Source organism: Paenarthrobacter sp. PPS72 (genome assembly GCF_048537125.1).
Lineage (GTDB): Bacteria > Actinomycetota > Actinomycetes > Actinomycetales > Micrococcaceae > Arthrobacter > Arthrobacter nitroguajacolicus_E.
This window is the reverse complement of record NZ_JBLYIE010000002.1, coordinates 53,815-79,430: the sequence shown is the minus strand read 5'-3', so window position 1 is coordinate 79,430 and position 25,616 is coordinate 53,815. Positions and strand designations below refer to the sequence as shown.

General features: G+C 62.1%; 23 protein-coding genes. 20 read left to right on the top strand and 3 right to left on the bottom strand.

The genetic code is table 11. The features are described 5' to 3' along the window. The first annotated feature begins 80 nt into the window (after positions 1-80). The 17 genes from ACLRGI_RS00465 to dnaE all read left to right on the top strand — a co-directional run bounded on the left by ACLRGI_RS00465 (position 81) and on the right by dnaE (position 20,723). The gene (locus ACLRGI_RS00465) at positions 81-1,727 is read left to right on the top strand and encodes a UDP-N-acetylmuramoyl-L-alanyl-D-glutamate--2,6-diaminopimelate ligase (RefSeq protein WP_419199773.1); all 1,647 of its coding nucleotides are present in this window, start codon (positions 81-83) and stop codon (positions 1,725-1,727) included. Between the two features lie 6 nt (positions 1,728-1,733). Next, entirely contained in the window at positions 1,734-3,224 is a 1,491-nt protein-coding gene (locus ACLRGI_RS00460) for a UDP-N-acetylmuramoyl-tripeptide--D-alanyl-D-alanine ligase (RefSeq protein WP_419199772.1), read from the top strand. After that, positions 3,221-4,330: a phospho-N-acetylmuramoyl-pentapeptide-transferase gene (mraY, locus tag ACLRGI_RS00455; protein WP_419199771.1), complete on the top strand. Its 1,110-nt coding sequence runs from the start codon at positions 3,221-3,223 to the stop codon at positions 4,328-4,330. The genes ACLRGI_RS00460 and mraY overlap by 4 nt, the downstream gene beginning before the upstream one ends. Next, on the top strand, positions 4,312-5,898 hold the full coding sequence (gene murD / locus ACLRGI_RS00450) for a UDP-N-acetylmuramoyl-L-alanine--D-glutamate ligase (RefSeq protein WP_419199770.1): 1,587 nt from the start codon (positions 4,312-4,314) through the stop codon (positions 5,896-5,898). Before mraY ends, murD begins: the two co-directional genes overlap by 19 nt. 2 nt (positions 5,899-5,900) lie before the next feature. Beyond that, positions 5,901-7,202, top strand: a complete 1,302-nt coding sequence (gene ftsW / locus ACLRGI_RS00445; RefSeq protein ID WP_419199769.1) for a putative lipid II flippase FtsW — start codon at positions 5,901-5,903, stop codon at positions 7,200-7,202. 6 nt (positions 7,203-7,208) lie between these two features. Next, complete coding sequence (murG, locus tag ACLRGI_RS00440) at positions 7,209-8,327, top strand: undecaprenyldiphospho-muramoylpentapeptide beta-N-acetylglucosaminyltransferase (protein ID WP_419199768.1); 1,119 nt, start codon at positions 7,209-7,211, stop codon at positions 8,325-8,327. Beyond that, entirely contained in the window at positions 8,324-9,694 is a 1,371-nt protein-coding gene (gene murC / locus ACLRGI_RS00435; protein ID WP_419199767.1) for a UDP-N-acetylmuramate--L-alanine ligase, read from the top strand. The genes murG and murC overlap by 4 nt, the downstream gene beginning before the upstream one ends. Then, on the top strand, positions 9,687-10,664 hold the full coding sequence (locus ACLRGI_RS00430; RefSeq protein ID WP_419199766.1) for a cell division protein FtsQ/DivIB: 978 nt from the start codon (positions 9,687-9,689) through the stop codon (positions 10,662-10,664). Before murC ends, ACLRGI_RS00430 begins: the two co-directional genes overlap by 8 nt. A gap of 216 nt (positions 10,665-10,880) precedes the next feature. Then, positions 10,881-12,101, top strand: coding sequence for a cell division protein FtsZ (gene ftsZ, locus ACLRGI_RS00425; protein ID WP_011774419.1), 1,221 nt, complete (start codon positions 10,881-10,883; stop codon positions 12,099-12,101). A gap of 26 nt (positions 12,102-12,127) precedes the next feature. Then, on the top strand, positions 12,128-12,868 hold the full coding sequence (locus ACLRGI_RS00420) for a purine nucleoside phosphorylase YfiH/LACC1 family protein (protein ID WP_419199765.1): 741 nt from the start codon (positions 12,128-12,130) through the stop codon (positions 12,866-12,868). Continuing rightward, positions 12,861-13,619, top strand: coding sequence for a YggS family pyridoxal phosphate-dependent enzyme (locus ACLRGI_RS00415; RefSeq protein ID WP_419199764.1), 759 nt, complete (start codon positions 12,861-12,863; stop codon positions 13,617-13,619). Before ACLRGI_RS00420 ends, ACLRGI_RS00415 begins: the two co-directional genes overlap by 8 nt. Before the next feature lie 86 nt (positions 13,620-13,705). After that, positions 13,706-14,242 (top strand): cell division protein SepF, encoded by a 537-nt coding sequence (locus tag ACLRGI_RS00410; protein WP_011774422.1) that lies wholly within the window; start codon positions 13,706-13,708, stop codon positions 14,240-14,242. A 106-nt stretch (positions 14,243-14,348) separates the two neighbouring features. Continuing rightward, positions 14,349-14,636, top strand: coding sequence for a YggT family protein (locus ACLRGI_RS00405; protein WP_017200850.1), 288 nt, complete (start codon positions 14,349-14,351; stop codon positions 14,634-14,636). A 156-nt stretch (positions 14,637-14,792) separates the two neighbouring features. Then, a complete protein-coding gene (locus ACLRGI_RS00400) occupies positions 14,793-15,482 on the top strand; it encodes a DivIVA domain-containing protein (protein WP_419199763.1) in 690 nt (229 codons plus the stop codon). A gap of 99 nt (positions 15,483-15,581) precedes the next feature. Continuing rightward, the gene (gene lspA / locus ACLRGI_RS00395) at positions 15,582-16,190 is read left to right on the top strand and encodes a signal peptidase II (protein ID WP_419199762.1); all 609 of its coding nucleotides are present in this window, start codon (positions 15,582-15,584) and stop codon (positions 16,188-16,190) included. Then, on the top strand, positions 16,183-17,109 hold the full coding sequence (locus tag ACLRGI_RS00390; protein ID WP_419199761.1) for an RluA family pseudouridine synthase: 927 nt from the start codon (positions 16,183-16,185) through the stop codon (positions 17,107-17,109). The genes lspA and ACLRGI_RS00390 overlap by 8 nt, the downstream gene beginning before the upstream one ends. 56 nt (positions 17,110-17,165) lie before the next feature. Then, positions 17,166-20,723, top strand: coding sequence for a DNA polymerase III subunit alpha (dnaE, locus tag ACLRGI_RS00385; protein ID WP_419199760.1), 3,558 nt, complete (start codon positions 17,166-17,168; stop codon positions 20,721-20,723). A 45-nt stretch (positions 20,724-20,768) separates the two neighbouring features. Here dnaE and ACLRGI_RS00380 read toward each other — a convergent pair whose 3' ends face one another. Then, positions 20,769-21,269: a flavin reductase family protein gene (locus ACLRGI_RS00380; protein ID WP_419199759.1), complete on the bottom strand. Its 501-nt coding sequence runs from the start codon at positions 21,267-21,269 to the stop codon at positions 20,769-20,771. Between the two features lie 111 nt (positions 21,270-21,380). Between ACLRGI_RS00380 and ACLRGI_RS00375 the strand changes: the two genes are divergently transcribed. From ACLRGI_RS00375 to nrdR, 3 genes are all read left to right on the top strand, one after another. Beyond that, the gene (locus tag ACLRGI_RS00375) at positions 21,381-21,914 is read left to right on the top strand and encodes a hypothetical protein (RefSeq protein ID WP_419199758.1); all 534 of its coding nucleotides are present in this window, start codon (positions 21,381-21,383) and stop codon (positions 21,912-21,914) included. Between the two features lie 4 nt (positions 21,915-21,918). Continuing rightward, complete coding sequence (hisD, locus tag ACLRGI_RS00370; protein ID WP_419199757.1) at positions 21,919-23,283, top strand: histidinol dehydrogenase; 1,365 nt, start codon at positions 21,919-21,921, stop codon at positions 23,281-23,283. A 177-nt stretch (positions 23,284-23,460) separates the two neighbouring features. Further along, a complete protein-coding gene (gene nrdR, locus ACLRGI_RS00365; protein WP_419199756.1) occupies positions 23,461-23,964 on the top strand; it encodes a transcriptional regulator NrdR in 504 nt (167 codons plus the stop codon). Positions 23,965-24,025: 61 nt separating this feature from the next. Here nrdR and ACLRGI_RS00360 read toward each other — a convergent pair whose 3' ends face one another. Both ACLRGI_RS00360 and ppgK read right to left on the bottom strand, forming a co-directional pair. Continuing rightward, positions 24,026-24,805 (bottom strand): SDR family oxidoreductase, encoded by a 780-nt coding sequence (locus ACLRGI_RS00360; protein ID WP_419199755.1) that lies wholly within the window; start codon positions 24,803-24,805, stop codon positions 24,026-24,028. A gap of 7 nt (positions 24,806-24,812) precedes the next feature. After that, entirely contained in the window at positions 24,813-25,616 is an 804-nt protein-coding gene (ppgK, locus tag ACLRGI_RS00355; protein ID WP_419199823.1) for a polyphosphate--glucose phosphotransferase, read from the bottom strand.

Here is a 25,616-nt window from a genome sequence, read left to right as displayed (position 1 = left end):
GCCAAAATCGATCCACCACTAACGGCCCGGGCGCCGCTGGCCCCAGGCCGGTCGTTCCACGAGCACCAACGGAGAACCACGTGTCAGAGCATAATGAGGCAGCTGTCAGCGCCACGACGCCGGATGCCGGCCAGACCGGCTTTCGTCCCGCATCCGTGGCCGCGGTGCCGTTGTCAACCATCGCGGACGCACTCGGTGTCGCCGCTCCGGATGCCAGCCAAGACAGGGGAGTGACAGGCATATCCCTCAACTCCAGGGCCGTCGAAGCCGGCGACCTCTACATGGCCCTGCCCGGGGCCTCCCGCCATGGTGCCGACTACGTTCCGCAGGCAGTCGAGGCCGGGGCGGTCGCGGTCGTCACGGACGACGCCGGCGCACGCCAGCTTGCGCTGGCAGGTGAGCAGCCCGTTCCGGTACTCATCGTCCCTGAGCCGCGAACCGCCGTCGGACGCTTGGCCGGGCTGATCTATCGGAGCCAGCCTGCGGACAGCGGCTTCCCCACGCTGTACGGGGTCACCGGCACCAATGGAAAGACCACAACCACCTACTTCATCAACTCCTTGCTGCGGGCACTGGAGAAGAAGCCCGGTCTCATCGGCACCATCGAAATTGTTGCTGGCGGGGAACCGATCCCCAGCCTGCTGACGACTCCGGAGTCCCCGGATGTCCACGCACTGTTGGCCCTGATGCGGGAACGGGGCCTGGACGCGGCATCCATGGAGGTCTCCTCGCACGCCATTTCATACCATCGAGTGGATGGAGTGATGTTCGACGTCGCTGGTTTCACGAACCTCACGCAGGACCACTTGGACCTGCATGGCAGCATGGAGGAGTACTTCCGCACCAAGGCGGAACTCTTCACTGCGGGTAGGGCCAGGCGCGCTGTCATCACGGTCGACGACGACTGGGGACGCAAGCTGGCGGATACAGCCGACATCCCGGTCACCACTCTCTCAACCAAGCCCCTCGATGGCGGCCACGCCAACGCCGACTGGACCGTCGCATCCATCACGGCGCGCGGACTGGGCTCGGAATTCGAACTCAGGCACGCCGACGGACGAACCGTGAGCGTCCACACAGGCCTGCCGGGAGATTTCAATGTGGCAAATGCAGCTCTGGCTGCGCTCATGGTCCTGGCTTCAGGCGTGGATGTAAACACGCTCCAAGCTGCCTTGGATGCGCACGACCCCTTCACCGTGGCAGTTCCCGGACGCATGCAGCTGGTGTCCACAGAGCCTGCCTCCGTCGTTGATTTTGCCCACAATCCTGACGCCTTGTCCCGTGCCTTGGAAGCCGTTCGTTCACCCCTGGAGGGATCCCGTGTCATCGTGGTCTTCGGGGCGACGGGTCAGCGTGACCAAGGCAAGCGCCCAACCATGGGAGCCATCGCTGCCCGCCTTGCCGACGTCGTGATCGTCAGTGATGATGATCCCCACGACGAGGACGCAGCAGCAATCCGGGCCGAGGTCCTGCAGGGGGCCCATGCGGCCCGGGACTCCGAGAACCTGAACAGCGAAATCATCGAGTCGTACCCCAGGGATGCCGCCATCAAGCTGGCCGTCGACATGGCGACCGGCAAGGACACCATCCTCATCGCCGGGCGCGGTCATGAAGTGTGGCAAGAAGTCAAAGGAGTGAATCTTGCCCTGGATGACAGGGTGGAGTTGCGGGCCGCCTTGACATCCAAGGGATTCAGCGTTTCAACGGACCAGCGGATAGAGTCCTAAACCGAGATGATTGCACTTACTGCGGCGGAGATCGCCGACATCACCCATGGCCGATTGACCGGAGCCCCGGACATCGTGCCCACTTCCGTCGTCACCGATTCCAGGGAAGCAACGCCCGGATCGCTGTACGTGGCCAAGCCCGGCGAGCATGCCGATGGCCACGACTTTGTCGACGCCGCTTTCGCACGCGGCGCCGTTCTGGTTCTCGGCGAACGCGAAGTCACCGATGCCGACGGCCGCCCCTATCCCGCCGTCGTGGTTGAGGATGCCGTGTTGGCCATGGGCGCGCTTGCAGCGGAGTCCGTCCGCCGTATCCGTACTGAGCGTCAAAGCCGCGGCGAGGACTTTACCGTCATTGGCATCACCGGATCAGCGGGGAAAACCACCACCAAGGACCTCCTTGCCGGTGTTCTGTCCACTGCTGGAGCCACAGTGGCTCCACAGGGGTCCTACAATGGCGAGGTGGGCGTCCCGCTGACGGTTTTTGCCGCTGATGCCAGCACCCGCTTCCTGGTCATAGAGATGGGCGCTACCGGCCTGGGCCACATCAAGTACCTGGCAGAGATGGTCAAACCGGACATTGGCGTGGTGCTGGTGGTTGGTACTGCTCACGCCGGCGAATTCGGGGGCGTGGAGAACATCGCCAAGACCAAGGGCGAACTGGTGGAAGCCCTTGGCGAGCACGGTACAGCTGTGATCAATCTCGATGATGGCCGCGTTGCTGCCATGCGCACGCGGACTAAAGCCAAAGTCCTGGGCTTCACGGCTTCGCCAGCCACCACCGAAGAGGTGGAAGCCCGCAACGTCGTAGTCAACGGGCAAGGCTTCCCGGACTTCGATTTGGTGCTGCCCGACGGCGGCCCGTCCGTTGAGGTGCGAAGCCGCCTGATCGGTGGACACCACGTCACGAATCTGTTGGCGGCGGCAGCGGCGGCATTCGCCGCCGGCATCCCGGCCGCTGACATTGCCTCCTCGCTCAGCTCCCAGTCCGCAGCCAGCCGCTGGCGGATGGAACGTACCGAACGTGAGGACGGCGTCACCATCATCAATGACGCCTACAATGCCAACCCGGAATCGATGCGGGCTGCATTGCGTACGCTGGCCGATCTTGGCCAAGGCAGAAGGACCTGGGCCGTTCTTGGGGCAATGCTCGAGTTGGGGGAAGACTCCATCCGCGAGCACACCGCAGTGGGAACCCAAGTGGTGCGGCTGAACATTTCCAGGCTGGTGGTGGTGGGACGCGAAGCCCGCGCCCTCTATATTTCCGCTATCCAGGAAGGTTCCTGGGGTGACGAGTGCTCGTTCACGGAGACAGTGGAAGAAGCATATGAGCTCCTTCAAAACGAGCTGGAACCCGGTGACCTGGTGCTCTTCAAGTCCTCCAACGGCGTAGGACTACGGCATTTGGGTGATCGGATAGCATTACCTCCACGGGCCGAGCCCACCGGAGAAAACGCGGCCGAAGCTGCCGCAAGCGAAGGGAACGAGCTGCTGTGATTGCACTTTTGATCGGCGCCGGCGTCGCTCTTCTGGTGGCCCTGATAGGGACGCCCCTGTTCATCCGGTTCCTGGTGGCCAAGAGCTACGGACAATTCATCCGGGACGACGGACCGACGTCCCACCACACCAAGCGCGGCACGCCCACCATGGGTGGAACCGTGGTGGTGGCTGCCGTACTCATCAGTTACTTCGTGACACATCTGATCATGTGGATGATGAATCCGGACTCTGCCGGTCCGTCGGCGTCGGGGCTGCTGCTGCTGTTCCTCATGGTGGGCATGGGCTTCGTGGGCTTCCTGGATGACTTCATCAAGATCTCCAACAAGCGAAGTCTCGGCCTTAACGCACGGGCCAAGCTGATCCTCCAAGCGGCCGTCGGCATCATCTTTGCGGTCCTGGTCCTGCAATTCCCCAACGAGGACGGCCTGCGTCCTGCATCCACCCAAATTTCCCTGGTGCGGGACATCCCTTGGCTGGACCTCGCCTTCGGCGGCACAGTGGCAGGTGCCATCCTGTTCGTGCTCTGGTCCAACCTGATCATCACCGCGGCCACCAACGGTGTGAACCTCACCGATGGCCTCGACGGATTGGCTGCCGGAGCATCCATCATGGTCTTTGGCGCCTATACCATCATGGGGATCTGGCAGAACAACCAGGCCTGCGGATCACCACGGGAAGCCGGCAGCGGTTGTTACCAGGTTCGCGACCCCATGGACCTCGCCCTGCTGGCGGCCATTCTCAGTGCTGCCCTGGTGGGATTCCTGTGGTGGAATACATCGCCAGCCAAAATCTTCATGGGTGACACGGGATCGTTGGCCATCGGTGGTGCCGTTGCGGCGTTTGCCATCCTGTCACGCACCGAACTCCTGCTTGCCTTCATCGGTGGCCTCTTCGTCCTGATCACCCTGTCCGTCATCATCCAGGTGGGCTTCTTCAAGCTCAGCGGCGGGAAGCGTGTCTTCAAGATGGCCCCACTGCAACACCACTTTGAATTGAAGGGCTGGGCGGAAGTTACCGTGGTGGTCCGGTTCTGGATCCTCGCCGGGCTTTTCGTGGCCGCCGGCCTTGGAATTTTCTATGCTGAATGGGTGGTGCTGCTGTGAACGTAAGCCCGGAGACGCCGTCGAACGCCGACAGGCTCAATGAACTCACCAGCTGGGATGCTGACTGGGCCGGCCTGCGCGTTGTTGTGACGGGCATAGGTGTCTCCGGCTTCTCAGCTGCCGACACCCTGATCGAACTTGGTGCAAAAGTGGTGGTGGTTGACGCCGCCACCACAACCAAGGCCAAAGCCCAGGCCGACACCCTGAAAATTGTGGGTGCTGTGGATGTGCTGTTGGGGGAGGACGCCGTGAAGGCACTCCCGCTGATCGACGGAACCCTGCCCGAGCTTGTGGTGACCTCCCCGGGTTGGCGCCCCGACCAAGCACTGCTTGCAGCTGCAAAGCGGAAGCACATCGCTGTCTGGGGCGACGTTGAGCTTGCCTGGCGCCTCAGGGAGCGGGCAGGGCGCAAGACAGCCGACTGGCTGACGATCACCGGCACCAACGGCAAGACCACCACGGTGGGCATGGCCGAATCCATGCTGCAGGCTGCCGGCCTCAAAGCGATCGCAGTCGGAAACGTCGGCACCCCTATCCTTGACGCCCTCCGGGATCCGGTGGACTACGACGCCTTCGCCGTTGAGCTCTCCAGCTTCCAGCTGCACTGGAGCCACTCGTTGTCTCCTGTTGCAAGTGTTTGCCTGAATGTTGCTGAAGACCACGTCGATTGGCACGGCTCCTACGGCTCCTACCTCGCCGATAAAGCCAAGGTTTACGAGAACACGCAGAAGGCCGCGATCTACAACGCGGAACAAATCGAAACTGAACGCATGGTGGAGAACGCCGATGTCGTGGAAGGGTGCCGGGCTATCGGCTTCACCACCAACACGCCGGCCGTGAGCATGCTGGGCGTGGTGGAGGGCCTCCTTGTTGACCGGGCATTCATAGCCGAGCGCAAGGACTCCGCGGCAGAACTTGCCTCGATGTCCGATCTGGGCCCTGTGGCACCTCGCCACATGGTGGCCAACGCCCTCGCGGCGGCGGCCCTGGTCCGCGCCTACGGAATCGAACCAGCCGCGGTGAAGCAGGGCCTGACCAACTATTTGCCCGGTGCGCACCGCATCCAGTTAGTCGCCAACCACAACGACATCCTGTGGATCAATGACTCCAAGGCAACCAATCCGCACGCGGCCTCCGCCGCACTGTCGGCCTTTCAGCAGGTTGTGTGGATCGCCGGCGGGCTCTCCAAGGGCGTCGACTATGACGACCTCGTCAAAGAGCACGCACCCCGGTTGAAAGCCGTGGTGCTCATTGGCACCGACACGGACGCGCTGGAGGCAGCCCTCCAGCGACACGCACCGGATGTCCCCGTGATAGCGCCCCCCAAGGGCGACACTGAAGGAGTGCAGACCGCAGCCGGAGACGCCGCTTCGCCAATCTACGGTGAGACCATCATGGCCCAGGCCGTGGCATCGGCGGCCGGAGTGGCAACGCCCGGAGACACCGTGCTGATGGCGCCGGCGGCTGCATCCATGGATCAGTTCTCTTCCTACGCTCACCGCGGCGACGCTTTCGTCCTGGCAGTTCGCGAGCTTGTGGAAGGGCAGGCACCGACCACCGAGGAGTAACAATGGTCAGCACGCCCACCCGCACCCGCGGCAAAGAACCCCGGGACGGGAAGTCCAAGGCCGCGTCCGTTGACGACAGCCGGCCCAAGGGGCTACGTGGACACTTGCGCAGCTTCTGGGAAAGCCTTGAAGGCAAAGGCAAAGCCTCGAACAGCTCCACGTATTACCTGATCCTCGGCTGTGCTCTGGCATTGACGGCCATCGGCATCATGATGGTGTTGTCCGCCTCCAGCGTTGAAGCCATCTCCGAAGGGAAGTCGCCCTACGCCGATGCCCTTAAGCAGGCAGTCTTCGGCGTCGTGGGACTCATTGCGATGTATGTCATCTCTCGGACCAACGTGAACTGGATGAAGAAACTGTCCTGGTGGGCGCTGGGGGCAGTCATTGTCCTCCTCGCCCTGGTACAGGTCATGGGTAACACCGTCAATGGCAACAAGAACTGGATTGACCTCGGCGGTGTCACCCTTCAGCCTTCGGAAATGGCCAAGCTGATCCTTTGCGTTTGGATCGCTGCGGTCCTCGCGAGGAAGCAAAAGCTCCTTCACCGTTGGATGCACGTCATCATCCCCGTGGTTCCCGGCGCAGGCCTTGTGATTGTGCTGGTGATGTTGGGCAACGATCTCGGAACTGTCATTGTCATTGCGGCGATCACCGCCGCCGGGCTTTACTTCGCCGGTGTACCGGGCCGCATGCTGGGCATCGCAGGTGCGGTGGGTGCAGCCGGCGCCGTCTTGGCCACCATCAGTAGTCAGAACCGGATCTGCCGCATCACGTCGTGGCTGGGAACGGCCTCTCAAAAGTGCACCGAGCAATTCGACTTCGACTTCCAATCCACCAACGGCATGTACGGCCTTGCGCAGGGGAGCTGGACCGGATTGGGCCTGGGACAAAGCCGGCAGAAATACAACTGGCTTCCGGAAGCGCACAATGACTTTATTTTCGCCATTATTGGCGAAGAACTCGGCCTCGTGGGAACCATCGTGGTCCTGGTCCTGTTCGCGATCCTGGGTATTGCGATCTTCCGGGTGGTAGTCCGGCAGACCGATCCTTTCCAGCGCACCCTTGCGGGTGGAATCATGGTGTGGCTGCTCGGCCAGGCAAGCATGAACATGGCCGTGGTAACCCAGCTCCTTCCCGTGGTGGGGGTGCCGCTTCCCTTCATCTCCTATGGCGGCTCCGCGCTGATCATGTCGCTCTGCGGCGTGGGCGTAGTGTTGTCTTTGGCCCGCGGCCAACTGCCGGAGCAGCAGCGTTCAGGATTCCTCCCGCGCCTCATGTCCAAGACCGCACGAAAGCGTACCTAGCACTTCATGACTTTTGATTCCGCCACCGCATCCAAGCCGTTGTCTGTCGTCCTTGCCGGCGGTGGAACCGCCGGTCATGTCAGCCCGCTGCTGGCCATTGCCGATGCCATCAGGGATAGACGTCCGGAGGCCGCCGTCCTTGCTGTTGGTACGCCGTCGGGCATGGAAACCCGTCTGGTCCCTGCTGCCGGGTATGAACTGGCCACCATCGACCGTGTTCCGTTTCCGCGGAGACCGTCGGCGGACCTCGTGAGGCTGCCCGCCCGATTGGGCGGAGCGGTCCGGCAGGCCCGGCGCATCCTGGAGGAAGCACGCGCGGACGTCCTTGTGGGGGTGGGCGGCTACGTCTGCACGCCGATGTACCTCGCTGCGAGGCAACTCCGGATCCCCATCGTCATCCATGAGGCCAATATGAAGGCCGGCCTGGCCAATCGAGTGGGTGCCAGGCTCAGCAACCACGTTGCCGTGGCGTTTGCCGGTACCCGTTTGAGGGGTGCACGCCACGTGGGGATGCCCATGCGCCGCGCCATTTCTCAACTGGACAGGGCTGCTGCTGCTCCTGCTGCAAAGGCTGCGCTCGGCTTGGTTGCCGGGCGTCCCGCCCTGATCGTCACCGGCGGGTCGTCAGGGGCGTTGAGCATCAACCGTGCCGTCACGGCCGCCCTTCCCGCTCTGGCGGCTGCCGGAGTGCAGACGCTGCACATCACCGGCATCGGCAAAGCCGTCAAGAATGACGACGGCGGACTTCTCGCCGCCGACGGCTATCGGCAGGTTGAGTATGTGGATGGCATGGAGAACGTCTATGCGGCTGCCGATGTCCTCCTCGCCCGTGCCGGCGCCGGCACCGTCAGTGAGGTAGCGGCGGTGGGAGTCCCCGCAATATTCGTGCCGTTGCCCATAGGCAACGGAGAGCAGGCGCTCAACGCTGCCCCCTTGGTTGCCGCCGGCGGCGCAATGCTGGTGGATGATAAAGACCTCAGTGGCGAATGGCTGCGAAGCGAAGTAATTCCGCTTCTGACAGACAGCAGCAGGCTCAACGACATGGCCCGTAAATCCGAGGCCCTTGGTATCAGAAACGCCGATCAGCGCATGGCTGATCTTGTCTTGGAAGCGGTATCCGCATGACCACCAGCATCGCCCGTCTAGAGTCCCTCGGACGCGTTCACTTCATCGGCATCGGGGGAGTGGGGATGTCCGCGGTGGCACGCATTATGGTGTCGCGGGGCGTTCCGGTCAGTGGGACGGATGGCAAGGATTTGCCGGTCATGCGCGACCTCTCCTCGGCGGGTGCCCGTATTGCGGTGGGCTACGACGCAGCGAACCTGGGTGATGCCCAGACGGTCGTTGCCGGTTCAGCCATTCGCGCGGACAACCCGGAGCTGGTGGCGGCGCATGACGCCGGGCTGCCTGTGCTGCACCGTTCAGAAGCTTTGGCTGCCACCATGGCCGGCCACCGGGTGGTTACCGTGGCGGGCACCCACGGCAAATCGACTACTACGTCGATGGTCGCCGTCCTCCTTAAGGAAGCCGGCTTGGATCCTTCCTTTGCAATCGGCGCGAATGTTCCGGCACTCGGCGTTAACGCAGCACACGGGGCGTCCGACATCTTTGTGGCAGAAGCTGATGAATCGGATGGCTCGTTCCTTAACTACCGGCCGTTGATTGCCGTGGTTACCAACGTCGAAGCCGATCACTTGGATCATTATGGAACCCCGGAAGCAGTCTTTGCTTCCTTTGACGACTTCGCGGCGCTCCTGCCCGCCAATGGCGTTCTGCTCGCTTGTGCCGACGACGCCGGCGCCCGGGCCTTGGCTGAGCGAACAGCTGCCCAGGGGACCACGCGGGTGCTGACGTACGGAACGTCCGACGACGCCGATATCCGACTTCATGACGGCGGCCCGGGCGACGTGTCCGTTGCCTTCGACGGTAACGTCAGCAAGCTGGAACTTCAGGTACCGGGGCGGCACAATGCCCTCAACGCGGCTGCGGCGTTCGCCGTCGCCGTCGAGCTCGGTGTGGAAGCGGGCGCGGCAGCGGCAGCGCTGGGGCACTTCACCGGCGCGTCCCGGCGCTTTGAGCTCAAAGGCCAGGGCAGGGGAGTGCGCGTCTACGATGACTATGCCCACCACCCCACGGAGGTCCGCGCTGCTTTGTCGGCAGCCCGTTCGGTGGCCGCCGGCAACAAAGTGCACGTCCTCTTCCAGCCGCATCTGTTCTCGCGCACCCGTGAGTTCTCCAAAGAGTTCGCGGCCGCCTTGGACCTGGCGGACACCGCACTGGTCCTGGACATCTATCCGGCCCGGGAGGATCCCATCCCCGGCGTGACAAGCACGCTGATTACCGAGCACCTGGTAAATGGACGACTGGTTACCGCCGACGAAGCCGTCGGCGCCGTGGCAGCTGCCGCAAGCGAAGGCGACGTCGTCCTGACGGTCGGCGCTGGAGATGTCACCGCCTACGGGCCAGTGATTGTGGAGGCGTTGGGTGGCTAGCACCCGCAAGCCCACGTTCAAAACGGGAACGGACCCACGCCGGAGCGCGGCCAGCCCTCCCAAGGGCGACTCCGCGGACGTCATCAGTGCACAGCGTTCAGTTGATGAGCAGCGTTCAGTTGATGAGCAGCGTTCAGTTGAACGGGTTACGAAGAACCCGGAGAAGTCCGCAGCCGCTGCCAAACCGGCGGGCGGTGCTTCGAAGGCCGCCGGCGGTGCGCCCAAACCAGGCAAAGCATTGCCGGGGGACAACGTCATTGCCTTTCCTGAGCCGAAGAAACGCCGCCAGCGGAGACTCACGCTTTGGACGATCTCGATCGTTGCGGTCGTGGTCGGTGCACTGATTGCAGGAGCGGTATTTTCGCCGGTGCTCGCAGTCCGGACCATCACCGTGGACGGCACTACCTTGCTGACACCGGACGCGGTGCAGGATGCGCTGTCCGGACTCGAAGGAAAGCCGCTCCCACAAGTCAGTGAGCAGGAAGTCAATGAGCTCCTGGAACCGCTGGTGCAGGTCCGTTCGGCCACCATTGAAGCGCGCCCGCCGTCGGAGTTGCTGGTGCATGTGGACGAGCGCGTCCCTGTGGCTCTGCTGAAGCAGGGTGACTCCTACGTCATGGTGGATGTCGACGGAGTGCAGCTTGGCGCGACCAAGGACTTGACCGCCGTAGCACTGCCCTTGATCGACGCCGGAGTCGGCGCCACCAACACCGGGTTGTTCAAGGCAATTGCTGCTGTGTTGGATACCTTGCCCGCGGACATTCTGGCCAGGATGTCAACCGCCTCTGCAGCTTCCGCGGATGCCGTTGAGCTGAAACTGGTGGACGGAAAGACGGTAGTGTGGGGCAATGCCGAGGACAGGGAACTGAAATCGAAAGCACTTGAGGCGCTCCTGAGGATGCCGGCGGACCCAAAGGTTCCCGTCAGCGTCTACGACGTCAGTGTTCCCCGGCATCCATTCACAAAATAGGCAGCATTGAGAACGTAACCTGCGGCCGACGGTGGCCTTATTTCGCGACAATCACACGACACGCGCAAGCGGAGATTGCATGTGGGAACCAGAGGAAATACCGTCGCAGTAGAGTTACTTGACATAACTATAACCTTCAACTAGAGGGTTAAGGTCCAAGGATTCAAGTTGGACTCGATCAGTTTCGCTATAGGACACAAGCAAGGGGCACGAAACGTGGCAGCACCGCAGAATTACTTGGCCGTCATCAAGGTCGTCGGCATCGGCGGCGGTGGCGTGAACGCAGTCAACCGCATGATCGAGGTCGGCCTTCGGGGCGTCGAGTTCATCGCCATCAACACTGACGCGCAGGCGCTGCTGATGAGCGACGCCGACGTCAAGCTCGACGTCGGACGCGAACTCACCCGAGGCCTCGGCGCCGGGGCAAACCCCGAGGTCGGCAAGCAGGCAGCAGAAGACCACGCCGACGAGATCGAGGAAGTTCTCCGCGGCGCCGACATGGTCTTCGTTACTGCAGGCGAGGGCGGTGGCACCGGAACCGGTGGCGCCCCCGTGGTCGCACGCATCGCCCGCTCCCTCGGTGCGCTGACCATTGGCGTCGTAACCCGTCCGTTCACCTTCGAGGGCCGCCGCCGCGCAGGCTCTGCCGAAGCCGGCATTGACGCCCTCCGCGACGAAGTCGACACCTTGATCGTCATCCCCAACGATCGCCTCCTGTCCATCAGCGATCGCAACGTCTCCGTCCTGGACGCCTTCCGCTCGGCGGACCAGGTGCTCCTTTCCGGCGTCCAGGGCATCACGGACCTCATTACCACCCCGGGCTTGATCAACTTGGACTTCGCTGACGTCAAGTCAGTCATGCAGGGCGCCGGATCGGCCCTCATGGGCATCGGCTCCGCCCGTGGCGAAGACCGTGCCGTCAAGGCTGCCGAACTGGCCATCGCCTCCCCGCTCCTGGAGGCTTCGATCGACGGCGCACACGGCGTCCTGTTGTCCATCCAAGGTGGTTCGGATCTCGGTCTGTTCGAAATCAATGAGGCCGCGCGCCTCGTCCAGGAAGTGGCCCACCCCGAGGCAAACATCATCTTCGGTGCCGTCATCGACGACGCCTTGGGTGATGAAGCACGCGTGACAGTTATCGCTGCAGGCTTCGATGACGTCAAAGCAACTTCGCCTTCCATGGACCAGTCGCGTCCCGCGCAGAACCCCGTGCCTTCGGACCGCCCGGCTGCTCCGAGCAGCGCGCCTTCCAGCGCTGCCGCGCCGCAGCACGCTACGGCAGGTATCGGCGCCGCGGGTTTGAGCAACTGGGGCCAGCAGCGTCCCTCCGCCCTCCCCGCCGACTCCGGCTTCGACGTCGACCTTCCCGCGGTGGTTGAACCCGATCTTTCGGGTAGCCGGTCCGATGACCTCGACGTTCCCGACTTCCTGAAGTAAGCCACGTCCGAAAGAGTCAGTACCAGGTGTTTTGGTGGCGAAATGAAGTACGGCCCGGCGTTTCTGTAGCCTTCACGGATGCAGGCGCCGGGAACCTGGCTCTCCATGTGGGGGACGACTCCTTGGCCGTGTTGGACCGTCGCGCCCGTTTGGAACAGGCGCTTGGCTTGCACACTGTTGGTCCGGATTCGGGGCAGTTCCAATATATGGACCAGGTCCACGGCAATCACGTTGAGTTCATTGCCGTGCATGGAGCCGGACCGACTGCCGATGCCATGGTCTCCGCTGGCGCGGCGCCGTCCACAAATTGCCGACGTGCACCGCAGCCCCTGGCTGTCATGGTGGCAGATTGCGTCCCCGTTGTCCTCGTTGGTAGCGACACCGATGATAATCCGGTCCTGGCTGCCGCCCATGCCGGCCGTCCCGGTGTCGCTTCGGCCATTGTGCCTGCTACCGTCGCAGAAATGCGACGCCGGGGAGCTGTCAATATCAGCGCGTGGCTCGGCCCGTCCATCTGCGGGTCTTGTTATGAGGTCCCGGAACAGCTGCGGGCAGACGTCGCGGAGAAGATTCCCGAAACCTGGTCTTCCACATCGTGGGGAACTCCGGCCCTGGACCTGCCGGCGGGTGTTCGGGCCCAACTGGCCGCGCTGGATGTCACAGTGGAGTATTCGGGTGAGTGCACCCTGGAAAATGACTTCCTTTATTCATACCGGCGGGACTCCCGAACCGGCCGATTCGCAGGTTTGGTGTGGACGCATGACTAGCCTTGAATATGGCAACGAACCGCGGCGCGATTCGGGTGGTGACGCCCGTAGCGCTGAGCTAGCTGATCGTCTCGGCCTGGTGCGGCAGCGGATAGAGGCGGCCCTTCGCGCTGCAGGGCGAACTGATCCACCGAAGCTGATTGTGGTGACCAAGTTTCATCCCGCGGCTGACGTTCGTCGTTTGGCTGCACTTGGTGTTACTGACGTCGGCGAGAACCGCGACCAGGAAGCTGCCTCCAAGAGTGTTGAGCTGGCCGACGTTGATGTTCGTTGGCACTTCGTCGGCCAGCTTCAAAGCAACAAGGCAAAGTCGGTCGCCAAGTACGCCGCCTCAGTCCAGTCGATAGATCGCCCGCAGCTTGTAGACGCTTTGGCCAAGGCCGTCGCACGGGAAAAGGATGCCACGGGGCGTAGCGACCTCGACTGTTACATTCAGGTCAGTCTGGATGACGACGCCGGCGCGCACCGTGGCGGAGCCGGCCCGTCCGACGTTGAGGCACTGGCAGGAAGAATCGAATCAGCGGACGGGCTTCGGTTGTCCGGACTGATGGCCGTTGCGCCCCTGGGAGCCGATCCGGAGGCGGCGTTTGAAAAACTCGCCGGGATTTCCGGGGCACTCCGCAAACTGCATCCCGCTGCCACAGCTATTTCTGCCGGGATGAGCCAAGACCTGGAAGCCGCGGTGAAGTTCGGGGCGACACACCTGCGAATTGGCTCGGATATTCTCGGTTCGCGTCCGGCCGTGGGGTAGCGTCAAAGTATTGGAATGACGGGCCGGGGTTCCAATAATGTCAAGTCATGGCGGCCCGCCTACTGCAGAAATGATAGGAGTGCACCATGGCTGGCGCTCTGCGCAAGACAATGATCTATCTTGGGCTCGCCGACGGCGATGAACACTACGAATCTGAGCAGTCCGTCGCCACGCACCACGACGAAGAACGCCCCCAGGCACAGGAACGGGAAGAGCGCCGCGCGCCTGCTCCCGTCCGGGAAGTTGTCCGTGAAATGCCCACTGTTGATGCCGAAGAGGAATACCGCGCACCCGTGACACCCATCAAGCGTGCGGCGTCAAGCCGCGAAGATGCCTCGGGCCTGAGGCAGATCACCACCGTTCACCCGCGTTCTTACAACGATGCCAAAGTCATTGGTGAGAGCTTCAGGGACGGCATTCCTGTCATCATGAATGTCACTGATATGGGTGAAGCCGACGCCAAGCGTCTCGTGGACTTCTCTGCCGGCCTTGTTTTTGGCCTCCACGGCAGCATAGAGAGGGTGACCAACAAAGTCTTCCTGTTGTCGCCGTCGTATGTCGAGGTCATCGGAGATGACAAGAAGGCCAGCGAAACGCAGGCCAGTTTCTTCAACCAGAGCTGACAACAGTCTTTTGTGGATGCCAGGCGGGTCAACCTGCCTGGCATCTGTGTTGCAATAGTAGGGACCGATCCGCATTCCGGAACAAGTGGGAGATCTGAGCTAACTCGTGGGCATTGTTTTCGGCCTTATCTATATTGTGTTGTTGCTGTTCTTCATTGCCCTGATCATCCGACTCATCTTCGAATGGGTCCAGATGTTCGCCCGCCAGTGGCGGCCCCGGGGTGTGGCGTTGGTTACAGCCCATGTGGTGTACTCCGTGACGGATCCTCCCCTTGGCAGGCTCCGGAGACTGATACCACCTCTTCAACTGGGCGGAATATCCTTGGATCTGGGTTTCCTGATCCTGATTATTGCCGTCAGCATTGCCATGGCAGTGACCAGCAGCCTGGCTTAGCTGCACCGCGGAACCCGGGCCACCGATGGTCCAAAGGCCGCAAATTCTCCAAATCAACACGATGGTGTTGAATTGGAGGAACAAGATGATATTTAGGTACCGTAGTTTTGAACGGCCGGAAGGCCTACTGACTAACTAGACCAACGAGGTGACCAGATGGCTTTGACGCCAGAAGACGTTGTCAACAAGCGCTTTCAGCCGACCAAGTTCCGCGAAGGCTACGACCAGGACGAGGTCGATGACTTCCTCGACGAGATCGTGGTGGAGCTTCGCCGCTTGAACCAGGAGAATGACGAACTTCGCAAGAAGCTCGGCGAGGCCGGTTCGGCCGTTCCCGCTGCAACTGCTGCGGCTCCGGTCGTCGAGAAGGTTCCGGCCCCGGTTAAGGTCGATAAGGAAGCCGAGGCCAAGGCTGAAGCTGAAGCCAAGGCCGCTGAAGCTGCCAAGAAGAAGGAAGCCGAGCAGGCTGCTGCGGCTCCCAAGGCGCCCGCTGCCAACAACAGCCTCACTCCTTCCGCTGAGTCCGCTGCAGGTCTGCTTGCCATGGCACAGCAGATGCACGACAAGCACGTTTCCGACGGTGCGCAGCAGAAGGAAAAGATCATTGCCGAGGCCCAGATCGAGGCTTCCAGCCTCGTCAACGACGCCCAGGAGAAGTCCCGCAAGATCCTTGGTGCCCTCGAGCAGCAGCGCTCCGTTCTTGAGCGCAAGGTTGAGCAGCTCCGTGGCTTCGAGCGCGATTACCGTTCACGCCTGAAGGCTTACATCGAAGGTCAGCTCCGCGACCTCGACGCCCGCGGCTCCGTCGCCGCCCCTGAGGTTGGCGAAGCAACCGCCGACGTTTAGCAAGTATTCTGAAAGCCGGTGGCTGAGGACTCCTCGGCCGCCGGCTTTCGCTGTTAAAGGCCCCACAGCAGCCCGCCACGCTTCCCGAATGAAAGCACTATGACTGACGACTTCACTACTGACGCCACGCAGGCGGCGCCTGCCGAGCGCCGTAAGCGGCGTCCTGCCCTGCATTGGCTCTTTGCCGGCTTCGCCGTGTTCGCCTACGTTTTTGACCAGCTCACCAAGCTTTGGGTAACCAGCACCATGATCGAGGGTGAGCGGATTCCAGTGCTCCCTCCGCTGTTGCACTGGTACTTCATCCGTAACCCCGGGGCGGCGTTCTCCATAGGGGAGAATGTGACCTGGATTTTTACCATCATTATGGCCGCTGTTTCCGTGGCAATCCTTTTTCAAGTACGAAAGTTGGGGTCGGTGTGGTGGGCGCTTTCCTTGGGCCTGCTGCTGGGAGGGGCACTGGGTAACCTGACCGACCGCTTGTTCCGGGAGCCTTCTTTTGCCATGGGCCACGTGGTGGATTTCATTCAGTTACCGAACTTCGCCATCTTCAACATCGCAGACTCAGCCGTGGTGTCCGGCGTCGTTATTATCTGCATCCTGACGCTGCGAGGTGTCGGCATGAACGGGACGCGTCGAGCGAGCGCATCCATGCCGGCCAAGAACGCCAAGCCCGCCGGTGGCGCCACCGGGGAGCCTGCTGGTGAGTAAATCCATAGTGGTCCCCGAAGAGCTCGCAGGCGTTCGTGTCGATGCCGGGCTGGCGCAGCTTCTGGACATTTCCCGGTCCGCGGCAGCGCTGCTGATTTCGGAGGGAAACGTCACCAGTGGTGGAGTTGCATTAGGTAAATCGGCAAAGCTCGTTGCGGGTGTTTCCCTTGATGTCACGGTTCCCGAGCGGCCGGATCCCTTGGAAGTCGTGGAGGAAGTTGTGGAAGGCCTGAAGATTCTGTTGGACGACGAGGACTTCGTTGTCATCGACAAACCTGTGGGGGTTGCTGCACATCCCTCGCCCGGTTGGGTGGGCCCCACAGTAGTGGGAGGTCTGGCCGGCGCCGGCTACAGGATTTCTACCTCTGGAGCGCCGGAGCGGGCTGGAATCGTTCACAGGCTGGATGTGGGCACGTCCGGTGTCATGGTCGTGGCAAAGACCGAGCAGGCTTACACGGTGCTGAAGAGGGCGTTTAAGGAACGCACGGTAGAGAAGGTTTACCACGCCGTCGTCCAAGGACTGCCTGATCCGCTGCAGGGAACCATTGACGCCCCGATCGGACGCCACCCGGGCCATGACTGGCGGTTCGCCGTCATCGAGGACGGGCGGCCGTCCGTGACCCACTACGAGGTCCTCGAGGCGTTCGGCAAGGCAACCTTGGTGGAGGTGCATCTGGAGACGGGCCGAACCCACCAGATCCGCGTCCACTTCTCAGCGTTGCGGCATCCCTGCGCGGGAGATCTCACCTACGGAGCAGACCCGCGCCTTGCTGCAACCCTCGGCCTCACGCGGCAATGGCTGCACGCCCGCCAACTTGGATTCACCCACCCCCGCACGGGTGACTGGGTCGAAGTCAGCAGCGACTATCCGGCCGACCTCCAGTACGCCCTGGACCTGCTGGCAACAGGCTCCGCATAGACAGACTTCACTGCCGGGTCCGACTTCTGCCGGACCCGGGACGGTAGACTGTCGTGGTGACTTCCAGCAATGATTCGTTCGTCCATCTGCACACCCACACCGAATACTCCATGCTGGATGGAGCCGCCCGGCTCGGTGAGCTGTTCGATGAAACCGAACGGTTGGGCATGCCGGCCCTGGCAACGACGGACCATGGATATTTGTTTGGTGCCTTCGACTTCTGGCGCAAGGCCACGGACAAGGGCATCAAGCCAATCATCGGCGTGGAAGCCTATGTAACTCCGGGTACTGCCCGTGGGGACAAGGAACGCGTGCGCTGGGGCGATGAAAGCCAGCGCAAGGACGACGTCTCGGGTGGTGGCTCATATACGCACATGACGCTCCTGAGCTACAACAACGTGGGCATGAGGAACCTGTTCAGGGCTTCATCCATTGCCTCATTGGACTCCGTCTTCGGTAAGTGGCCGCGGTTGGACCGGGAACTGCTCAACACCTACTCCGAGGGCCTGATCGCCACCACGGGTTGCCCCTCCGGGGAAGTCCAGACAAAGCTTCGGCTCGGCCTTTACCGCGAGGCTATCGAGGCCGCAGCAGAGTTCCGCGACATTTTTGGAGCAGAGAACTACTTCTGTGAACTGATGGATCACGGGCTGGACATTGAACGGCGCGTTACCGGCGACCTCCTGCGCCTCGCCAAGGAGCTCAACCTCCCGCTGGTGGCTACCAATGACCTCCACTACACCCATGAACACGATGCCAAGGCCCATGAGGCGTTGTTGGCCATCCAGTCCGGTTCCACGCTTCTGGAACCGACGTATGAAAACGGCGGCTCCCGCTTCGCGTTCTCAGGGAGTGGCTACTACCTGAAGTCTCCGCAGGAAATGCGGGAGTTGTTCCGCGATCACCCTGAAGCCTGCGATAACACGCTGCTCATCGCCGAGCGCTGCGAAGTTTCGTTCAACACCGGCGCGAACTACATGCCGCGCTTCCCTTGTCCTCCCGGGGAAGACGAGACCTCGTGGCTGGTCAAGGAAGTAGACACCGGCCTGAAGTACCGCTATCCCCAAGGCATTCCCGACAAGGTCAGGAAGCAGGCCGACTACGAGCTCGGCGTCATCACGTCCATGGGATTCCCCGGATACTTCCTGGTGGTTGCCGACTTCATCAACTGGGCCAAGAACAATGGCATCCGCGTGGGTCCAGGCCGTGGATCCGGTGCAGGCTCAATGGTGGCCTACGCCATGCGTATCACCGACCTCGACCCCCTGCAGCACGGCCTCATTTTTGAACGCTTCCTCAACCCGGACCGCGTTTCCATGCCCGACTTCGACGTCGACTTCGATGATCGCCGCCGCTCCGAGGTGATCGACTACGTCACCAAGAAGTACGGCGATGAGCGCGTGGCAATGATCGTCACGTACGGAACCATCAAGACCAAGCAGGCGCTCAAGGACTCCTCCCGTGTGCTTGGATACCCGTTCAGCATGGGCGAGACACTGACCAAGGCCCTTCCTCCAGCCGTCATGGCCAAGGACATTCCGCTGGCGGACATCCAGAATCCGGAGTCAAAGCGTTACAGCGAGGCGGGAGATTTCCGCCAACTGATAGCCACCGATCCCGAGGCCGCCAAGGTCTTCGAGACCGCGCTGGGCATCGAGGGCCTGAAGCGCCAGTGGGGTGTCCACGCCGCCGGTGTCATCATGTCCTCGGACCCCATCATTGACGTCATTCCCATCATGCGCCGTTTCCAGGACGGCCAGGTCATCACCCAGTTCGACTACCCCACGTCCGAGGGCCTCGGCCTGATCAAGATGGACTTCCTGGGCCTCCGAAACCTGACGATCATTTCGGACGCCCTGGAAAACATCAAGATGAACCGCGGCGTCGACCTGGATCTCGAAAACCTGGAACTCGACGATGCCCCGTCCTACGAGCTCCTGGCGCGCGGTGACACCTTGGGCGTGTTCCAGCTCGACGGCGGTCCTATGCGGTCCCTGCTCAAGCTCATGAAGCCTGACAACTTCGAAGACATCTCCGCAGTTCTGGCGCTGTACCGGCCCGGACCCATGGGCGCCAATGCCCACACCGACTACGCCTTGCGCAAAAACGGGATCCAGGAAGTAATTCCCATCCACCCCGAGTTGGAAGAACCGCTCAAGGAAATCCTCGGCGGCACCTTCGGCCTGATCGTATATCAGGAGCAGGTCATGGCCGTGGCCCAGAAGCTGGCCGGCTACTCGCTCGGCCAAGCCGATATCCTCCGCCGAGCCATGGGCAAGAAGAAGAAGTCCGAGCTGGACAAGCAGTTCGCCGGATTCTCCCAAGGCATGCAGGACAACGGCTACTCCATGGCCGCCGTCAAGACGCTGTGGGACATCCTGCTTCCGTTCTCCGACTACGCCTTCAACAAGGCCCACTCGGCAGCTTATGGCGTCATCTCCTACTGGACGGCCTACCTGAAGGCGCACTACGCCCCGGAGTACATGGCCGCCCTGCTGACCTCCGTGGGTGATGACAAGGACAAGTCCGCCATCTACCTCAACGAGTGCCGCCGAATGGGCATTACTGTCCTCCCGCCGGACGTCAATGAATCCTCCCTGAACTTCACCCCGGTGGGAACGGACATCCGTTTCGGCATGGGCGCCATCCGCAATGTCGGCGTCAACGTGGTGGATGCCATGGTGGCCGCGCGCACTTCCGAAGGCAAATACACGTCCTTCAAGGACTTCCTCCTGAAGGTGCCCGCCGTGGTGTGCAACAAGCGCACCATCGAATCGCTGATCAAGGCCGGTGCCTTCGATTCGCTGGGCCACCATCGGCGTGCTTTGGCGATGATCCACGAGGAAGCGATCGATTCCGTGATCACGCTCAAGCGCAATGAGGCCATTGGCCAGTTCGATCTTTTCGCGGGCTTTGAAGACCAGGAGCCCGAAGCGTCGTTGACCACCGAAATCCCCGATCTGCCTGAGTGGGAGAAGAAGGACAAGCTGTCCTTTGAACGGGACATGCTTGGCCTTTACGTTTCAGATCATCCCCTGCAGGGTTTGGAAGGCGTCCTGAGTCAGCACGCGGAACAGTCCATTACATCGATCATCGCCGAGGATGGACCGCACGACGGCGCAATAGTCACCATCGCGGGCATGATTACCTCGTTGAGCCGCAGGATTGCCAAAGCCAGCGGAAACGCCTATGCCAGGGCGGAAATTGAAGACCTCGGCGCTTCCATGGAGGTCATGTTCTTCGGCCAGGTGTATGGGCCCATCGCCTCGGTCCTGGCTGAGGACCTGATCGTTGTGGTCAAGGGCCGGCTGCAGCGCCGCGATGACGGAGCGGTCACGTTGAACTGCATGGAACTTTCCGTACCGGACCTCAGTGAAAGCGTGAATGGTCCCGTGGTAATCACCATTCCGACGTTCAAGGCCACCGAGGCAGTGGTGACGGATCTGCGTGATGTCCTGCGCACCCACCGGGGGAACTCGGAGGTCCGCCTCAAGTTGATGGGCGACACGAAGGTGGAGGTCATGGGCTTGCCCGTTCACGTGAGGGTGAATCCCAGTCCCTCACTCTTCGGGGACCTGAAAGTCCTGCTGGGTCCGGCCTGCCTGGATAACTAGATCCCCCTGAATGAGGTCCCTTTCGGGTACCGGGATGTCGGAAACCTAGATTTCATAGTCGAGCGGTGCAGGTTTACTGTAACCGCCGCTGTGGTACAGCAGGGGAGTGCCGTCCTCGCCAACCTGCCCGTCGACAACCTCCACCACCACCACTGCGTTGTTCTCGAAAGACAAGCGCATCTGGATTCGTCCCACGAGCCAGCCGCTGACATCTTTGAGGATGGGCACCTCATGCGGGCCCGGCTCCCAATGGTCGCCGTCGAACCGGTCGCGTGTCCGTGCGAAGCGATTGGCGAGGGCCTGGTTTTCCAACCCCAGCATGTGGACTCCGATGTACTCCGCATTAGCCACCGCCGGCCATGAACTGGAGCTCCTGGCCATGTTGAACGTGAAGCGGGGAGGCTCGGCAGACAGGGAGGCCACGGACGTGGCGGTGAAACCGAAGGGGCTTCCGTTGAAGTTCGCCGTGATGATGGCTACGCCAGCGGCATGCCGACGGAACATCTCCCTAAAAGTCCGCTCGAAGCCGGATTGTTCGCTTGGCACGTCGCCTTTTCTCCTGAATAGCGGCCCTACATCTTTTCTTCAGGGTATTCCTCCCGGACGGCTTCCCCCACATTTTGTTGAGTCGGCGTGAACCTTTGTTAATGTGAGTTCATGACCGAGCCCACCGTGCACGTCCCCGCCGTCGCAGAACCGATGTTCCACTCCAACCCGCGGCGCCGGAAGGATGTCCTGTGGTTGGTCCTGCCGGCGGCTTTGGGTGTTCTGGCCGGAGTGATCTGGTGGCTTCTTGCTCCGGGTGGACTGAACCTGGTCTCGGGGAATCCTGATCTGGCGAGTGCGGCCAATCCTGTTTCCTGGCTTCCGCGTGATTTGGTCCTCGCAGCCCTGATGCTCCTGGCGGGGTGCGCCACCGGCGTCATGCTGGACGGAAAGCTGCAGGGGGACGGTGCTGGTCGGCGCTTGGCTTTCGCCCTCATTGGCGGTGCTGTAGGAGCGGTGGTCGCGTGGCTTGTTGGGCTGCTGGCTGCGCAGTTGTGGGGTCCGGCCCCGGATCCGGCCCTTGGCCCCGGCTTTGGTTTCACACTTCGCTCCTACGCTGTATTGGTTCTGTGGCCCGCTGCGATCGCCTTTATCACGTTCGTCCTGGCCTTGTTCGGGGTTCTGTCAAAGAAGCCCGTAAAATAGCCGGGTGACCACTTCCTCGGATACCTCCGCCCTCCCCACTGACGCCCTCAATTTCCGGAGCATCGATTTCCGGGGCCGCCACCTTTCGTTGGCGGAACTGCGCGCAGCTGTGCCTAGGGCGCAGCATCAGACGATGGCGGATGCCGAGCAGAAGGTCATGGGCATCATTTCCGACGTCCGCAGCCGGGGCTTTGCCGCTTTAGGCGAACTGGCAAGGAAATTCGACGGCGTGGAACAGTCCCACCCCCGGGTTCCGGCAGAGGCACTCACCCGAGCGCTGAACGAACTTGATCCCAAGGTCCGTGCCGCCCTGGAGGAGTCGATCAACCGCGCCCGGCAGTTTGCCGACCAGCAGCGCCCTGCGAACGTGGATGTACAGCTTGGCGACGGCGCCGTCGTGAGCCAGAACTGGATTCCGGTGGGACGCGTTGGACTCTACGTTCCCGGCGGACTGGCCCCCTTGGCCTCATCGGTCATCATGAATGTTGTCCCCGCTGTTGCCGCCGGCGTCGAGTCCATCGCACTGGCTTCACCTCCGCAGAAGGATTTCGGGGGGCTACCGCACCCCACCATCCTGGCCGCAGCGAAGCTTCTGGGCATTGACGAGGTATACGCCATCGGCGGTGCGCAGGCCATTGTTTCCTTTGCCTACGGCATCCCGGGAACCGGAGACGAACTACCCATTGAGCCTGTTGACGTGGTCACCGGCCCCGGCAACATCTTCGTCGCCACGGCAAAGCGGCTGGTCAAGGGCGTGGTAGGCATCGACTCCGAGGCCGGAACCACGGAGATCGCCATTCTTGCCGACTCCACGGCGCAGGCCCCCTTGGTAGCCGCCGACCTCATCAGCCAGGCGGAGCACGATCCCAAAGCAGCTTCCGTCCTGGTGACGGACTCCGCGGAACTGGCTGACGCCGTCGTGCTTGAACTGGCTCGGCAAGCCGGAGCGACAAAGCACAGTGCCCGTGTCCTGGAAGCACTATCCGGACCGCAGTCCGGTGTTGTCCTGGTGGATGATCTTGAGCAGGGGATCGCAGTGTGCAATGCCTACGCCGCTGAGCACCTGGAAATCATGACGGCGGACGCCGCCAGCGTTGCATCGCGGATCCGGAACGCGGGAGCGATTTTCGTAGGTGATTTCAGTCCCGTGAGCCTGGGTGACTACTGCGCAGGTTCCAACCACGTGCTGCCCACCAGCGGAACTGCGGCCTTCTCGTCGGGACTCAACGTCACCACATTCCTCCGCGCAGTCCAGGTCATCAATTATGATCGTGCCGCCTTGGAGGAAGTCAGCGGGCACATCGTCAGCCTGTCGGGCGCCGAGGACCTTCCGGGCCACGGGGATGCTGTCCGCATTCGCTTCGCCTAACCGGGGCTAACCACTACATATAAGGGTCCCTACTACTACATGTAGTAATTACACGCTTGTCATTACGGTGTGGCTGACCGTAAACTGGTGCCGGAAGAGAATCTTCCGGCACCTTTTTGCGTATCCGGCGACCAGCCGCATGCTGTTCCGTGCCGGAGCTGTCAGGGGAGGCCCAGCGTGTATTGTCCGTTTTGCCGGAATCCCGACTCCCGTGTCGTCGACAGCCGCATGGCTGACGACGGCTCCTCCATTCGCCGCCGCCGCCAGTGCCCGGAATGTGGACGTCGCTTCACCACAGTGGAGACCACCAGCTTGTCCGTCATCAAGAGATCGGGCGTAGGCGAGCCATTTAGTCGGATCAAGGTCATCAGCGGCGTACGCAAGGCTTGTCAGGGGCGCCCGGTCACCGAAGACGATCTTGCCATGCTGGCCCAGGAAGTCGAGGAGAATATCCGTTCCTCGGGCGCGGCAGAGATAGATGCCCATGAGGTGGGCCTGGCCATTCTTGGCCCGCTTCGGAAACTTGATGAAGTGGCGTACCTTCGTTTTGCCAGTGTTTATCAAGCGTTCGAGTCCTTGGAGGACTTCGAGTCAGCCATCTCCCTGCTTCGCCACGAGCATGAAGAGCATGCCAAAGCGGGCACCAAGGAAGCCAAGGGTTCCGAAAAGAGCCAACTCTAGCTCCGGTGGCGGCAGCGGAGGGGAAGCCGCAGCCGCCACCGGCATCAATCCGGTTCCGGGATTAACGCCCGCCGGACACGGGGAGCACTGCTCCCGTAATGTAACCGGCCTCGTCCGACATCAGCCACATCACTGCTGCAGCCACCTCTTCCGGCTCGGCTCCGCGACCCATCGGAATGCTTGGGTTCAGCCTCTCCACCCGGTCCGGCATACCGGCTGCTGCGTGGAGGCCGGTATTGGTGCTGCCTGGGGCAATGGCGTTGACGCGGATCCCTTGTTTGGCCACTTCTGCCGCCAAACCCACCGTCAAGACGTCCACTGCACCCTTGGTAGCCGCGTAGTGGACCCAGGTTCCGGGGGAGCCGGCCTTGGTGGCTGTGGAGGAGATGTTGACGATGGATCCGCCGCTGCCGCCGGTATCCGTCGAGAGTCTCCGCACTGCTTCCTGGCACATGTAAATCATTCCAGCCACGTTGACATCAACAACCCGTTGCACAGTCTCCGCCGGCACCTCGGCGAGGGTGCCGATCAGGTTCCCGGTGATCGCGGCATTGTTGATAACGGCGGTCACCGGCCCCCAGCCTGCGGCTTCGTTGAACAGACGCCCGACGTCGGATGGCTGGCTGACGTCTGCCTGAACTGCACATGCCTTACCGCCCTTGGCCAGGATGTCGTTGACCACAGACTCCGCCCCCTCAACGTCTGCGGAGTAATTGACCACGACGTCGTACCCGGCGGCCGCCGCAGCCTGTGCCACGGCGGCTCCGATCCCTCGGCTGCCGCCGGTGACGATAGCGACTCCGGATTGATGGTGCCGGCGGACGGCCCGCGCCTCCGTCATCCCGTGGCTACTTTGCGAGTTTGTGGTGCAAGGCGACCTCGAGTGCGGCACCCACAATGCCGGCGTCGTTCTTCAGTTTTGCCGTGACGATTTTGGTCCGCAGTTGTAGGTGCGGGAAGTACTCGTCGGAGCGCTTGGAAATGCCGCCGCCCACAATGAACAGCTCGGGGGAGAACAGGAACTCCACATGTTGGAGGTACCGGTTGAGGAGGACTCCGTACTCGTCCCAGCTCAAGCCATCGCGTTCACGGGCCACGGCAGAGGCCTTGGTCTCGGCGTCGTGTCCGTCCACCTCAAGGTGGCCCAGCTCGGCGTTGGGTACCAACTGCCCGTTGAAGATGAATGCCGAACCAATACCGGTGCCAAGGGTGATGACCAAGACGGTGCCGTCCACGCCCTCGCCGGCGCCGTAGCGGGCTTCGGCGAGACCGGCAGCGTCCGCATCATTGATGACCTCTACCGGGCGGCCGAGGCGTTTGGTGAAGGTGGCATCGATGTCCGTGCCGAGCCAGGTTTTGTCCACGTTTGCCGCCGAATTGACCACGCCGTGCTGGATGATGCCAGGGAACGTCACACCCACCGGTGAGTCCGCTGCCGGGGCGTCCGGGCGGCTGGAGAGTTCTTCAACGATCTGGGCAACCACCTCAGCCACAGCCTCCGGGGTGGCAGGCTGCGGAGTGGGAACGCGGAAGCGTTCGCCGATCAGCTTGCCCTTCTTCAGGTCGACGATGCCGCCCTTGATGCCGGTGCCACCGATGTCGATGCCGATCAACGGGGCGTTCTTGTGGGTCTTCTCATCCTTCTTGGACAA

What these genes read in the sequence shown, in the direction of transcription:
- ACLRGI_RS00400 (WP_419199763.1), top strand. Translation starts at nt 14,793, where the DNA reads ATGGCTTTGACGCCAGAAGACGTTGTCAACAAGCGCTTTCAGCCGACC.
- ACLRGI_RS00410 (WP_011774422.1), top strand. Translation starts at nt 13,706, where the DNA reads ATGGCTGGCGCTCTGCGCAAGACAATGATCTATCTTGGGCTCGCCGAC.
- murG (WP_419199768.1), top strand. Translation starts at nt 7,209, where the DNA reads ATGACTTTTGATTCCGCCACCGCATCCAAGCCGTTGTCTGTCGTCCTT.
- murD (WP_419199770.1), top strand. Translation starts at nt 4,312, where the DNA reads ATGGGTGGTGCTGCTGTGAACGTAAGCCCGGAGACGCCGTCGAACGCC.
- ACLRGI_RS00460 (WP_419199772.1), top strand. Translation starts at nt 1,734, where the DNA reads ATGATTGCACTTACTGCGGCGGAGATCGCCGACATCACCCATGGCCGA.
- ACLRGI_RS00360 (WP_419199755.1), bottom strand. Translation starts at nt 24,805, where the DNA reads ATGACGGAGGCGCGGGCCGTCCGCCGGCACCATCAATCCGGAGTCGCT.
- ACLRGI_RS00375 (WP_419199758.1), top strand. Translation starts at nt 21,381, where the DNA reads ATGACCGAGCCCACCGTGCACGTCCCCGCCGTCGCAGAACCGATGTTC.
- lspA (WP_419199762.1), top strand. Translation starts at nt 15,582, where the DNA reads ATGACTGACGACTTCACTACTGACGCCACGCAGGCGGCGCCTGCCGAG.
- ACLRGI_RS00415 (WP_419199764.1), top strand. Translation starts at nt 12,861, where the DNA reads ATGACTAGCCTTGAATATGGCAACGAACCGCGGCGCGATTCGGGTGGT.
- murC (WP_419199767.1), top strand. Translation starts at nt 8,324, where the DNA reads ATGACCACCAGCATCGCCCGTCTAGAGTCCCTCGGACGCGTTCACTTC.
- ftsW (WP_419199769.1), top strand. Translation starts at nt 5,901, where the DNA reads ATGGTCAGCACGCCCACCCGCACCCGCGGCAAAGAACCCCGGGACGGG.